Genomic DNA, 11,771 nt, shown 5'->3' with positions numbered 1-11,771 from the left:
TCAGCCTCCTTGGACGGCGGTGAGGACTTCGACGCGGTCGCCGTCGGACAGGGCGGTGGCGGACCACTGCGCGCGCGGGACGACGGTCTCGTTCAGGGCGGCGGCCACTCCGGACGGCGCCGCGGTGAGCGTGCGCACCAGTGCGTCCAGGGCGGTGCCGGGAGCCACCTCGCGCGGCTCCCCGTTGACGCGGACGTTCATACGGTCCCCTCCGTGAGTGCGGGGGCGGCGCTGAAGCGCCGCGGAGTGAAGGGGCGGGCCTCCTCCGGGAAGCTCCCCGGTGGTCAGGACGTCCGCCATGACGTCGCCGGTGACCGGGGTCAGCAGCACGCCGTTGCGGTAGTGCCCGGTGGCCAGCAGCAGCCCCTCCGGCCCGGCCGGGCCGAGCAGCGGGGCGTTGTCCGGGGAGCCGGGGCGCAGACCCGCCAGCGTCTCCGTGAGGGGCAGCTCGGTGATGCCGGGGACCAGCTCGTGGGCATCGCGCAGCAGCTCGTAGACGCCGCCCGCGGTCACCGTCGTGTCCCAGCCCAGCTCCTCGCTGGTGGCGCCGACGACCAGTTCGCCGCTCTCCCGGGGCACCAGGTAGAGCGGGTTGCCGCGCACCACGGCACGCACCGTCCGGCTCAGCAGCGGCCCGTGCGTCCGCGGCATGGTCAGGCGCAGCACCTGCCCCTTCACCGGCCGGACCGGCGGCAGTACGTCGTCCGGCACGCCCGCCAGACGCCCGCTCAGGCTGCCTCCGGCCAGCACCACCTGCCCGGCCCCCAGCGCCGTCCCGTCGGCCGTGACGACGCCGGTCGCCCGGTCCCCGGCGAGGGTGAGCCGGTCGGCCCACACCCGGTGGAGGACCACGCCCGAGCGCTCGCAGGCGGCCAGCAGCGCGCCGGCCAGGCGGCGGGGGTCGATCTGGTGGTCGCCGTCCACCCGCAGCCCGCCCCGCACGCCCGGCGCGAGCATCGGTTCCAGGCGTCGGCACTCGCGGCCCGACAGCCACTCGGACTCCAGGCCCGAGCGCTCCTGCAGCGCGTGCAGTTCCCGCAGGTGGGCGCGGTCGTCGGCGTCCATCGCGACGGCCAGGGTGCCGCAGCGGCGGTACCCGAGGCCGTGGCCCGTGAGGTCGGTCAGCTCGGCGGCGAACTCCGGATAGCGGCGGGCCGAGGCGAGGTTCAGCGCGAGCAGCGTCTGCTCGCCGTAGTGCAGCTCCGTGACGGCGGCCAGCATTCCGGCCGCCACCCGGGCGGCCCCGCCGCCCGGGTCGGGGTCCACGAGGGCCGTGGCGAGCCCGCGCTGCGCGGCCCGCCAGGCGGTGACCAGGCCGATGATCCCGCCGCCCACGACGAGCACGTCCGGCGTACGCGCGGACGTGCGGGACGACGACGGTACGGACGGTGCGTTCGGTGGGGACGACATGGGCGTCCAGCCCCTCCCTTCGCCGGCATGACCCGGATCAGGTTCGTACGGTCGGAGGCCGCCAGCCTCCCTCTCAGCCCGGTGCGTCCGGGCTCCCGCGAGTGCTTTACGTTGGCCACCCTAGCCCGCAGCGCGCCGAACTCGTAAGGGAGTCTCCACCGTGGCCCGTTCGCTCGACGGTCTCGTCCTCGCGCCGGTCGCCGACCAGGCCCCCGGCCAGGTCGGGACCCGCACCCGGTTCACCTACCACGAGGAGGACGGGGCGGTCTGGGCCGAGTACGCGGGCGGCGACGTCGTCCGCGGCCGGCTGGTGGGCACCCGCGCGGGCGACCGGCTCGACTTCCGCTATGTCCAGCTCAGGACCGACGGCAGCACCTCGTCGGGGCACTGCGTCTCGACGGTCGTCGACCTGCCCGACGGGCGGATGCGCCTGGAGGAGAGCTGGGAGTGGGAGTCCCGGCGGGGGAGCGGGACGAGTGTTGTGGAGGAGATCACCGCACACGGGAACCGACCGGCGATTTGCCGGGTGTCTAAGGTGATCGGGTGAACGAGCAGACGCAGGAGCGGGGAGCGGACGCGGAGTGTCGCGTGGTCGTCGTCGGTGCGGGCATGGCGGGCGTGCAGACCGCGGTCGCCCTGCGCGAGCAGGGCTTCACCGGCACGGTGACGCTGATCGGCGCCGAACCCCACCAGCCGTACGACCGCCCCCCGTTGTCCAAGGCCGTCCTGCTCGGCACGGCCGAGGGCTCCGCCTTCGACGTCGACTTCGAGGCGCTCGGCATCGAGCTGCGGCTCGGCTGCGAGGCGCTCGGCGTCAGCCCCGGCACGCACGTCCTGGACACCTCCGCCGGGCCCGTGCCGTACGACGTCCTGGTCGTCGCTACCGGTGCCGAACCGGTGCTGCTGCCCGGCGCCGAGGACGTCCCCGGCGTGCATCTGCTGCGCACCCTGGACGACGCCGAGCGGCTGCGTCCGGTGCTCGCCCGGCAGCACGACATCGTGGTCGTCGGCGCGGGCTGGATCGGCGCCGAGTTCGCCACCGCCGCGCGCGAGGCGGGCTGCGCGGTGACCGTCGTGGAGGCCGCCGACCGGCCCCTCGCCGGTGCCCTGCCCGCCGAGGTCGCCGCCCCCATGACCGCCTGGTACGCCGACGCGGGCGCAGTCCTGCGCACCGGCGCGCGCGTGGAGCGCGTCGAGGCCGGCCACGTCGTCCTCGACGACGGCTCGCGACTGCCCGCCGGCGCCGTGGTCGTCGGCATCGGAGCCCGGCCCGCCACCGCCTGGCTGGCCGGCTCCGGCGTCGAGCTCGGCCCGCAGGGCGAGATCCTGGCCGACGACCGCCTGCGCACCTCCGTGCCGGACGTCCACGCGGTCGGCGACTGCGCCTCCTTCCCCTCCGGCCGCTACGGGGAGCGCCTGCTCGTCCATCACTGGGACAACGCCCTCCAGGGCCCGCGCACGGTCGCCGCCGACATCGTCGGCGCCGCCACCGGTGAGGTCCCGCCGGTCTACGACCCGGTGCCGTACTTCTGGTCCGAGCAGTTCGGCCGGTTCGTCCAGTACGCGGGGCATCACACGTCCGCCGACACCACCCTGTGGCGCGGCGACCCCTCCGGCCCGGCCTGGACGGTCTGCTGGCTGCGCGACGAGCGGCTGATCGCCCTGTTGGCGGTGGGCCGCCCCCGCGACCTGGCCCAGGGCAGGCGCCTGATCGAGGCGGGCGCGCGGATGGATCCGCGGCTGCTCGCCGACCCCGCGCGGCCGCTCAAGGCGGCGACGGCGTAGTCCGCCGCCGGCCTCTCGGGGCGGGTCCGGCTTCCTGGTGTCAGTGGCAGATGGCAGGCTGGAGGCGTGACCGAGATTGACGCAAAGACCGATGCTCTCGTACCCGCCTGGCTCACCGTCCCCGACATCGCCGAGATGCTCGGTGTCGAGGTGACCCGGGTGCGGCAGCTGATCAAGGAAGGCCAGCTCATCGCCGTACGCCGCGGCGAGAACCGCGCGCTGCACGTCCCGGCGGCCTTCATCGACGAGGACAAGGTCGTCAAGGGCCTCGTCGGAACCCTGACCCTGCTGCGGGACGACGGCTTCACCGACGAGCAGATGCTCGAGTGGCTCTTCACCCCGGACCCGACCCTGCCCGGCACCCCCGCCCAGGCGCTGAGCGAGAATCGCGGCACGGAGGTGAAGCGCCGCGCCCAGGCGCTCGCCGTCTGACCTGACACACCGTCGGCGTGCGGGCCCCGGCGGCCCGCACGCCACGGCCGCGGCCCGCGCGGCGCCCTGCCACGCCGCCCGCCGCGCCGTACGCCACCGACCTGGGGACACACGTATGCCCGAGACCGCCGTCACCGCCCGCGCCCGGCTCGCCGACGCCCGGCTGTACCTGTGCACCGACGCCCGCAGGAGCCAGGGCGACCTGCCCGAGTTCCTGGACGCGGTGCTGGCCGCCGGCGTCGACGTCGTGCAGCTGCGCGACAAGGGCATGGAGGCCGCCGAGGAGCTGGAGCACCTGCGGATCTTCGCCGACGCCTGCGCGCGGCACGGCAAGCTCCTCGCGGTGAACGACCGGGCGGACGTCGCCCACGCCGCCCGCGCCGACGTGCTGCACCTCGGCCAGGGCGACCTCCCGGTGCCCGCCGCCCGGGCGATCCTCGGCGACGACGTCCTCGTCGGCCGCTCCACGCACGCAGAGTCCGAGGCGGCCGCCGCCGCCGTCCAGGAGGGCGTGGACTACTTCTGCACCGGCCCGTGCTGGCCGACCCCCACCAAGCCCGGCCGCCACGCGCCCGGCCTCGGCCTGGTCCGCCACACCGCCTCCCTGGGCACCGACCGCCCCTGGTTCGCCATCGGCGGCATCGACCTCGGCAACCTCGACGAGGTGCTGGACGCGGGCGCCCGCCGGGTCGTCGTCGTCCGCGCCATCACCGCGGCGGACGACCCCGGCGCGGCGGCGGCCGAGTTCGCCAAGCGCCTGCGGCAGGCGTAGGCCGGGAGCGCGTCCGGCGCGGCTGCCCGGGGCATGTGTCCAAGGGATGGACAACAAGTCGACAAAAAGGGCAAATGTCCCCCATCCGGTTGGGGGGTCGCCGGTCCCTGGCTAACCTGCCCGTATGGCCCTCGGAACCGCATCCACCAGGACTGATCGCGCACGCACCGTGCGGGACATCCTCGCCGCCGGCAAGACGACGTACTCGTTCGAGTTCTCCGCGCCGAAGACGCCCAAGGGCGAGAGGAACCTGTGGAGCGCGCTCAGGAGGGTGGAGGCGGTCGCCCCCGACTTCGTCTCCGTGACGTACGGCGCGGGCGGTTCCACCCGCGCGGGCACGGTCAAGGAGACCGAGCAGATCGTCGCCGACACGACCCTGACCCCGGTCGCCCACCTGACCGCCGTCAACCACTCCGTCGCCGAGCTGCGCAACATCATCGGCCAGTACGCCGACGCGGGGATCCGCAACATGCTGGCCGTGCGCGGCGACCCGCCCGGCGACCCGACGGCCGACTGGGTCCCGCACCCCGAGGGACTGACCTACGCCGCCGAACTGGTCAGGCTGATCAAGGAGTCCGGCGACTTCTGCGTGGGCGTGGCGGCCTTCCCGGAGATGCATCCGCGCTCCGCGGACTGGGACACCGACGTGACGCACTTCGTCGACAAGTGCCGGGCCGGCGCCGACTACGCGATCACGCAGATGTTCTTCCAGCCCGAGTCGTACCTGCGCCTGCGCGACCGGGTCGCCGCGGCCGGCTGCGAGACCCCGGTCATCCCCGAGGTCATGCCGGTGACCAGTGTGAAGATGCTGGAGAGGTTGCCGAAACTCAGCAACGCCTCGTTCCCGGCGGAGCTGAAAGAGCGGATCCTCGCGGCACAGGACGATCCGGCCGCTGTACGCTCCATTGGCATCGAGTTCGCCACGGAGTTCTGCGCGCGGCTGCTGGCCGAGGGTGTGCCCGGACTGCACTTCATCACGCTGAACAACTCCACGGCGACGCTGGAAATCTACGAGAACCTGGGCCTGCACCACCCCCCGCGGGCCTAGACCGGCCGCACGTATTTGCGACACACTGCGTAACGGCCACTGGGAGAGGGGCGTACATGGGCTGGACGGTCCTCTACATCGCGTTCGGCATCGTCGCGCTGTGGCTGCTCGGTGAGGTACTGCTGCAGTACAAGGCGCGGCTGCGCTGGCGGTTGCTCGCCTTCGGCGGGTTCGCCGGCGTCGTGGCCGGTGTGCTGATGTCCAACGTGCTCGTCATCGGACTGGGTGCCGCCGCGTTCGCCGTCGGCCAGACCTACGTCACGCTGTCGTTCCGCCGCGGCTTCGAGGCCGGATGGGCGGTCAACGCCCCGGCGGGCCTGGTGGGCAGCAAGCGCCGTCGTCCCGAACGGACGCGTCGGGAACCGACGTTGGAGGTCTCCGGCCTGGAGGCCGACGACGCCGCCCCCGGCGCCCACGAGGAACCCGCACAGGGCCACGACGGCGCCTCCTACGGCCACGACGACTACGACCGCGACGACGTCTTCACCCCGGTCCGCCCCGCGGAGACCACCGCCGTCTACGCGCCGCAGCCCATGCCGGACGACACCGGCTCGTACGGCGTGTACGGCGACGACTCCGGCTACGGCCAGGACCGGCAGACACCGGCCGCCGCGCAGAGCGCCGACCAGTCCTACGCCTACGACTACTCCGGCTACGGCCAGCAGGGCTACGGCTACGACACCGGTCAGCAGCAGCAGTACGCCGCCTACTCCGACCCGTACATCGGCACCCACACCTACGGCGGCGGGGCGTACGACACCGGCGGCTACGACACCACCGGCGGGACGCAGGCGCAGTACGACCAGCAGGGCTACGGGCAGGGCCAGTACCCCGCCGGAGCACCCGGCGGCTACGGCGGCGAGACCCCGGCCGGCGGGGTGTGGGTGCCGCAGCAGCGCAGCGCCGACGACCCGTACGGCGGCGAACTCCCGCCGGAGCAGACGTACCCGTACCAGGGCAACGGCCAGGCGCAGGGTCCGAGTCAGGGGTACGACGAGCAGTACCGCTTCTGACGGCTTCCGGGCCCGGTGACGGGCCCGCCGGTCACCGGGTCACTGCGAGCCCCGGAAGTCCGGTCCCTCCACGACGAGTCCGGCGACCAGGGCGCCCGACATGCCCGTGTGCGGGAGCCCACCGCCGGGATGCGACCAGCCGCCCGCCGTGAACAGCCCCGCCAGGCGCGTGCTGTTGGCGGGGTGCAGCAGCCGTCCGCCGGCCGCCGCCAGTGCCGGGGCCGGGATCGCGCCGCCGGCCGCTCCGGTGTCCGCCGCGATGTCGGCCGGGGAACGCACCTCCTGCCACAGGACGCGCTCCCGCAGGCCCGGCACGGCCCGCTCGGCCACGGCGACGAGACGCTCGGCGAGGCCTTCGGTGCCGGTGCCCGCGGGCACCGTCGAGGTGAGGGTGAGCGCCTCGTGGTCCGGGCCGGGGACCAGCCCCGGGTCGTCCGGCCGCAGGATCGTGACGGTCGGCCGCGCGGGAGCACCGGGCGCGGCACCGAACAGGGAGTCCAGCTCCTCCGCGCGGTCCTCCGCGTGCACCACCGTCCGGTGCGCCGTGCCCGCGGGACGGCCGCCCCGCAGTGCCAGCAGCACCGTGACCCGGCTCGTCGCCGTCCCGCGCTGCGGCGGGACCTCGCCCTCACCGCGCACCGCCGTGTCCCCGGCGAGGCGGTCCAGCACGCCGGGTGCCACACCGGCGACCACGATCTCCGCCTCGTCCGTCCCGCCGTCGGCCAGCTCCACGCCCGCCACCCGGCCGTCCTTGCCGGCGATCCCCGTGACCTCGGTGTCGAAGCGGAACTCGACCCGCCGGTCCAGGCAGCGTTCGTACACCGCCCGCGCCAGCTCCCGCAGGCCGCCGCGGACGTACCACATGCCGAAGGCGTGCTCCATGTACGGCAGTACGGCAGCGTTCGCCGGGACGGCCCGCGGATCCAGGCCGTACGCGAGCGCGTGGCTCTCCAGCAGGGCGGCGAGGCGGGCGTCCCGCAGCTCCCAGGCGGCGACCTCGGCGAGCGTGCCGGCCCGCCGGGTGCGCAGCAGCCGCTTGTGGGGGACGGCCGGATAGGGCTCGCGTTCGGCCAGCACCCGCCAGTCGGGCCACAGGGGCTCCTCGAGGAGCGGCCGGCGCGTGCGTTCCCAGGCGTCCCGGGCACGCACCAGGAGATCGCCCCAGCGCTGCCCGGCGGGCCGGCCGAGCGCCTCGTCCAGGGCGGTGACCACGCCCGCCCGGGAGGCGTTCGGCAGCGAGGCCGCCGTGCCGTCCGCGAACACGTGGCGTGACGACGGGTCGACCTGGACCAGCTCGACGCGGGACTCCAGCGGCTCCTTGCCGGTCTTGACGAACAGGTCGCGCCAGACCGCGGGCAGGGGCAGCAGACCGGGACCGGTGTCGAAGGAGAAGCCGCCCCGCTCGAAGCGGCGCACCGCCCCGCCGTACGTCCCGGTCCGTTCGTACACCGCCACCCGGTGGCCCGCGACGGCCAGCCGGGCGGCGGCCGCCATCGCGCCCATCCCGGCGCCGATCACCGCAATCCGTGCCATGCCAGGGACTTTATCCGCCGCCGCCGGCCGTCCCGCCCGAGGGGCCGTGCGGGGGTGCGGGGCGCGGGGGGTGGCCACCCGGGTCGAGTACCCCGACGGACGCGCGGGTGACCGGCCGGCGCCACAGCCCGGTGGGCACGCGTGCGCAGGACTGAGTACCCGTACCTAGCCGAGGAGATGAGTACCCGCGCGGATGGGCCCCGACCTGCGGTGACGAGAGAGTGGAGGCACGGAGAGGGGCACGGCTCCGGCACCGGCGACACGGGGCGCCGGAACGGAGCCGGGCCCGCGATCCGCTCCTTCCGCCGGCCGCGGCCGGCGGGAGCGAGGCACGGGGGGAGCCCGGGGGACGACCGCTACGGAAGTCCACGGGGGAACGTACGGGGGAGTACGGGAAGGCGCCGGTCCGACGGCGGCCCGCGGGGGACGCGGCCGGCGACGGACCGGCGTTCTCCGTGTCCGGACCGCCCTCAGCGGCGGCCGCTCACCCGGCCCTGGAGCAGCCGGGAAAGGGCCGCGTGCACGTCGTCGAGTGACCGCTCCGGCTGGAACGACTTCCAGTCCAGCGCCGCCACCAGGACCATGCCGACCAGCGCGGCGGCGGTCAGCGGCACGTCGATCTCCTCGCTGAACTCGCCGCTCGCCACCCCGTCGCGCAGCACGCCCTCCACCACCGCGACGGCCTGTTGCCGGACCACCAGCAGCGTGGACTGCCAGGCCCGGTTGGTCCGCCACAGCTCGGCCACGTAGAGCTGGGTGAAGGCGGGGTAGCGGTCGATGAAGACGAGCCCCGCGCGGACCATCGCGTCCAGGGCGTCGACCCGGCCCCGGCCCTCCCGCTCCGTCCGCTCCGCCGCCTCCCGCAGCGAGGCCGTCAGGAGTCCGACTCCGTGCCGCAGCAGCTCCTCGAAGAGGACGGACTTGCTGGCGAAGTTGTAGTAGACCGTGCCCTTAGCGACGCCGGCGCGCTCGGCGATCTCGTCCACGGTGGTCGCGGAGAAGCCCTGCTCGGCGATGAGGGTGACCGCCGCCTCGTAGAGCTTCTGCCGGGTGGCCTCGCGCCGGCTGCTGCCCGGCGAGGCGGTGCTGCTGCTGTCCATGGTCCCGATTCTCACAGCACCCCGTCCGGGGTGGTCACCGCAGGGCCCGGCGGCTCACCGGACGACCAGGTCTCGAACGCACGATCGCATCAAAAGTCCAGGTCGGGACGGATTGTCAGTGGCATACCGCACGATGGGCACATACGGCACCTCCTGCCAGGACGTGCCGTCACGGAGACGACAGGAGGATCGTCATGGCCCACTCGTCCGCAGCCGCCGCCCGGCGGCCCCGCGCAGCCGGCCCTGCCCCCTCACTGAACGGCCCGGCGAGCGACGTGCACCCCGTGCTCCGCCGGAAGCCTCGCCCCGCCCGCCGCCCTGGACCTGCTCGCCCAGGCCCGCGCCGGGCTGGAGGAGGCCACCGTCCTCGAAACGCCGAACGAGCGTTACGCGACGGCCCACCTCGCCGCCCTGCGCACCGCCGCCGCCGTGCTCGCGGCACGCGGCCGGCCGGAGACCACCCCGCGGGCCCGGGCCCGCATCCGGAGCGCCTGGGAGGTGCTCCCCGAGATCGCGCCCGAACTCGCCGACTGGAGCGCGCTGTTCGCCTCGGGCGCAGGGCGCCGTGCCCGGGCGGAGGCGGGCATCCGGGGGGCGGCGGGCAGCCGGGACGCCGACGACCTGATACGCGACGTGTCGATGTTCCTGCGCCTCGTGGAGCGGATGCTCGTCCTCCAGCCGGTCCTGCCCCAGCCCCGCGCCGACACGGAGACCCCGGACCCGGGCCGTCCCGGCACGGACCGGCCGGACGCGGGCGGCGCGGGCCGGGAGCTGTCCGACGTGGGGTGAACGCGCCGGTCCGCAGGGTCCCGGGTCCCGGGCGGCGGGCACCCGGCGTGACCGGCCGGCGCGCCGGAGGCAATAGGGTGGGAGACGCCTGAAGCCTGCCCCTTCCCGCACCCGGGCCGGGGAGGCAGCCCGTTCGCTCCGCCCCTGCCAGAGGCGGTGCCGCGCCGAGGAGTCAACTGCCGTGTCGGACCCGATGCGCCCGCCCGCCTCCCCCCACCGCCCCCTGGCGGCATCGCTGCGCTCCGACCCCTCCCGGTCCCGCGCCGCCCTGCGCACCGCCGTGGTCCGGGAGGTCCTCGAGGACGCCGTCGACCGCCGGGTCAAGGCCACGGGCCGCCAGTCGCTGGACGTCCTGGACACCGGCGGCGGCAGCGGCAACTTCGCGGTGCCCCTGGCCCGCCTCGGCCACCGCGTCACCGTCGTCGACCCCAGCCCCAACGCGCTCTTCGCCCTGGAGCGCCGGGCCGCCGAGGCCGACGTCGCCGACCGCGTGCGGGGCGTCCAGGGCGACGTCCGCGGCCTCTTCGACGTGGTCGAGCGCGGGGCTCACGACGTGGTGCTGTGCCACGGCGTCCTGGAGTACGTGGACGACCCCGCGGAGGGCGTGCGCAACGCGGTGGCCGCCCTGCGCCCCGAGGGCGTCCTCAGCCTGCTCGCGGCCGGCCTCGGCGGCGCCGTGCTCGCCCGGGCCCTCGCCGGCCACTTCACGGAGGCCCGGCAGGCGCTCGACGACCCGGACGGCCGCTGGGGCACGGGGGACCCGATGCCCCGCCGGTTCACCGCGGAGCAGCTCACCGGCCTGGTGGAGGGCGCGGGGCTGCGGGTCGGCGCCGTGCACGGCGTGCGGGTCTTCGCCGACCTGGTCCCCGGAGCGCTGGTGGACACCGAGCCCGGCGCCCTGGACGCGCTGCTCGGGCTCGAGGCCGCGGCGGCCGAGCTCGCCGCCTTCCACTCCGTGGCCACGCAACTCCACGTGCTCGGTGAGACGCGGGGAACCGGGCAGGCCTGAGCGCCGCCTCCCGAGGCAGGCCGCTGATCAGGGCCGCGGCTGCAGATGGAGTACGCCACAGGCCCCCCGAACGGAGGCATGGCGCCGTATGATCGAGGGAGACCGCCCGGCATGACGGGTCGGCCGCTGGGGAAAGTGAACTTCAGCGAGCCGGCGCGGCCATGACGGAGTCCGGTTGGCCAATTGGCGTAGAGGGGCGGGTTTCACGGGGGCGATTCCCTGCCTATCCTGAAGGGACCCCCCGGGTCGCCCCGGCGACTGCACGATGAGGAGGACTCCGTGCCGCTCTCGGAGCACGAGCAGCGCATGCTCGAGCAGATGGAGCGAGCGCTGTACGCCGAAGATCCCAAGTTCGCGTCGGCGCTCGAGGGAAGCGGGCTGCGTACGTACACCCGGCGGCGGGTCTACCAGGCGGTCGCGGGCTTCCTCGTGGGAATTGCGCTCCTCATGGCCGGTATGGTCGCCAAGCAGGTCTGGCTCAGCGTGGTGGGGTTCCTCGTCATGCTGGGCTGTGCGGTCCTCGCCGTGACCGGCTGGCGCAAGGCCCCGAAGCCGGGCGAGCAGCCCACCGCAGGCGCCGTGGGCGCCGGACCACAGGCACACCGTCAGGCGCGGCAAAGACGCTCCATGATGGATCGCATCGAGGAGCGCTGGCAGCGGCGCAGGGACGAGCAGCAGGGCGGCCAGTAGCCGCGGCCACCGCTCACCAGGACAGTCGCGTGAGGGGGTGACCACCGACCCGGTGGTCACCCCCTCACGCATGCCGGCGCGCCGTCACGCGTCGCGCCACCGGCAACGAGCCCGATCCCCATGCGGCACCGGGCCGGACCCCGCGGTCGCGCTGCGGGCACCGGGCCCGTCCCGTATTCACGCCACCGGC

11 protein-coding genes, 2 pseudogenes and 1 riboswitch are annotated in these 11,771 nt (G+C 74.9%); of the genes and pseudogenes, 9 read left to right on the top strand and 4 right to left on the bottom strand.

All coding sequences use genetic code 11. The annotated features are described in order from the left end of the window. Together thiS and thiO are read right to left on the bottom strand one after the other, a co-directional pair. Positions 1–201: a sulfur carrier protein ThiS gene (thiS, locus tag AC0VYN_RS27275; protein ID WP_385460802.1), complete on the bottom strand. Its 201-nt coding sequence runs from the start codon at positions 199–201 to the stop codon at positions 1–3. Beyond that, positions 198–1,410: pseudogene (gene thiO / locus AC0VYN_RS27270) on the bottom strand (glycine oxidase ThiO). The gene thiS and the pseudogene thiO overlap by 4 nt, the downstream one beginning before the upstream one ends. Next, positions 1,408–1,519: riboswitch (TPP riboswitch) on the bottom strand. (Overlaps the previous pseudogene by 3 nt.) Before the next feature lie 51 nt (positions 1,520–1,570). On the opposite strand from thiO, the gene AC0VYN_RS27265 reads away from it, so the two are divergent. The 6 genes from AC0VYN_RS27265 (at position 1,571) to AC0VYN_RS27240 (ending at position 6,460) form a co-directional block, all read left to right on the top strand. Beyond that, the gene (locus AC0VYN_RS27265; protein WP_475533089.1) at positions 1,571–1,957 is read left to right on the top strand and encodes an avidin-fold protein; all 387 of its coding nucleotides are present in this window, start codon (positions 1,571–1,573) and stop codon (positions 1,955–1,957) included. Next, entirely contained in the window at positions 1,954–3,195 is a 1,242-nt protein-coding gene (locus AC0VYN_RS27260) for an NAD(P)/FAD-dependent oxidoreductase (RefSeq protein ID WP_475533088.1), read from the top strand. Before AC0VYN_RS27265 ends, AC0VYN_RS27260 begins: the two co-directional genes overlap by 4 nt. Before the next feature lie 66 nt (positions 3,196–3,261). Further along, positions 3,262–3,627 carry an Rv2175c family DNA-binding protein gene (locus tag AC0VYN_RS27255; protein ID WP_475533087.1) on the top strand — a complete coding sequence of 122 codons (366 nt, stop codon included), beginning with the start codon at positions 3,262–3,264 and terminating at the stop codon, positions 3,625–3,627. Positions 3,628–3,742: 115 nt separating this feature from the next. Continuing rightward, positions 3,743–4,399: a thiamine phosphate synthase gene (gene thiE, locus AC0VYN_RS27250; protein WP_475533086.1), complete on the top strand. Its 657-nt coding sequence runs from the start codon at positions 3,743–3,745 to the stop codon at positions 4,397–4,399. A 124-nt stretch (positions 4,400–4,523) separates the two neighbouring features. Beyond that, positions 4,524–5,447, top strand: a complete 924-nt coding sequence (metF, locus tag AC0VYN_RS27245; protein ID WP_225633557.1) for a methylenetetrahydrofolate reductase [NAD(P)H] — start codon at positions 4,524–4,526, stop codon at positions 5,445–5,447. 56 nt (positions 5,448–5,503) lie between these two features. Beyond that, positions 5,504–6,460 carry an SCO2102 family sporulation regulator gene (locus tag AC0VYN_RS27240; protein ID WP_475533085.1) on the top strand — a complete coding sequence of 319 codons (957 nt, stop codon included), beginning with the start codon at positions 5,504–5,506 and terminating at the stop codon, positions 6,458–6,460. 39 nt (positions 6,461–6,499) lie between these two features. On the opposite strand, the gene AC0VYN_RS27235 is transcribed toward AC0VYN_RS27240, so the two are convergent. After that, the gene (locus AC0VYN_RS27235; RefSeq protein WP_475533084.1) at positions 6,500–7,993 is read right to left on the bottom strand and encodes a phytoene desaturase family protein; all 1,494 of its coding nucleotides are present in this window, start codon (positions 7,991–7,993) and stop codon (positions 6,500–6,502) included. A 470-nt stretch (positions 7,994–8,463) separates the two neighbouring features. Continuing rightward, positions 8,464–9,093 carry a TetR/AcrR family transcriptional regulator gene (locus AC0VYN_RS27230; protein WP_385472249.1) on the bottom strand — a complete coding sequence of 210 codons (630 nt, stop codon included), beginning with the start codon at positions 9,091–9,093 and terminating at the stop codon, positions 8,464–8,466. 194 nt (positions 9,094–9,287) lie between these two features. Here AC0VYN_RS27230 and AC0VYN_RS27225 point away from each other — a divergent pair. The 3 genes and pseudogenes from AC0VYN_RS27225 to AC0VYN_RS27215 all read left to right on the top strand — a co-directional run bounded on the left by AC0VYN_RS27225 (position 9,288) and on the right by AC0VYN_RS27215 (position 11,581). Continuing rightward, positions 9,288–9,882 (top strand): annotated as a pseudogene (locus AC0VYN_RS27225) (SAV_6107 family HEPN domain-containing protein). A 181-nt stretch (positions 9,883–10,063) separates the two neighbouring features. Continuing rightward, a complete protein-coding gene (locus AC0VYN_RS27220; RefSeq protein WP_475533083.1) occupies positions 10,064–10,891 on the top strand; it encodes a class I SAM-dependent methyltransferase in 828 nt (275 codons plus the stop codon). A gap of 279 nt (positions 10,892–11,170) precedes the next feature. Continuing rightward, the gene (locus AC0VYN_RS27215) at positions 11,171–11,581 is read left to right on the top strand and encodes a DUF3040 domain-containing protein (RefSeq protein ID WP_385472257.1); all 411 of its coding nucleotides are present in this window, start codon (positions 11,171–11,173) and stop codon (positions 11,579–11,581) included. Positions 11,582–11,771 lie beyond the last annotated feature (190 nt).

The organism is Streptomyces sp. 63XJN7_1_ISO-PGPR-S23-121 (assembly GCF_056173025.1).
Note: the sequence above shows the minus strand (reverse complement) of the source record. Positions and strands in the feature narration are given on the sequence as shown.

What these genes read in the sequence shown, in the direction of transcription:
- thiS (WP_385460802.1), bottom strand. Translation starts at nt 201, where the DNA reads ATGAACGTCCGCGTCAACGGGGAGCCGCGCGAGGTGGCTCCCGGCACC.
- AC0VYN_RS27235 (WP_475533084.1), bottom strand. Translation starts at nt 7,993, where the DNA reads ATGGCACGGATTGCGGTGATCGGCGCCGGGATGGGCGCGATGGCGGCC.
- metF (WP_225633557.1), top strand. Translation starts at nt 4,524, where the DNA reads ATGGCCCTCGGAACCGCATCCACCAGGACTGATCGCGCACGCACCGTG.
- AC0VYN_RS27230 (WP_385472249.1), bottom strand. Translation starts at nt 9,093, where the DNA reads ATGGACAGCAGCAGCACCGCCTCGCCGGGCAGCAGCCGGCGCGAGGCC.
- thiE (WP_475533086.1), top strand. Translation starts at nt 3,743, where the DNA reads ATGCCCGAGACCGCCGTCACCGCCCGCGCCCGGCTCGCCGACGCCCGG.
- AC0VYN_RS27240 (WP_475533085.1), top strand. Translation starts at nt 5,504, where the DNA reads ATGGGCTGGACGGTCCTCTACATCGCGTTCGGCATCGTCGCGCTGTGG.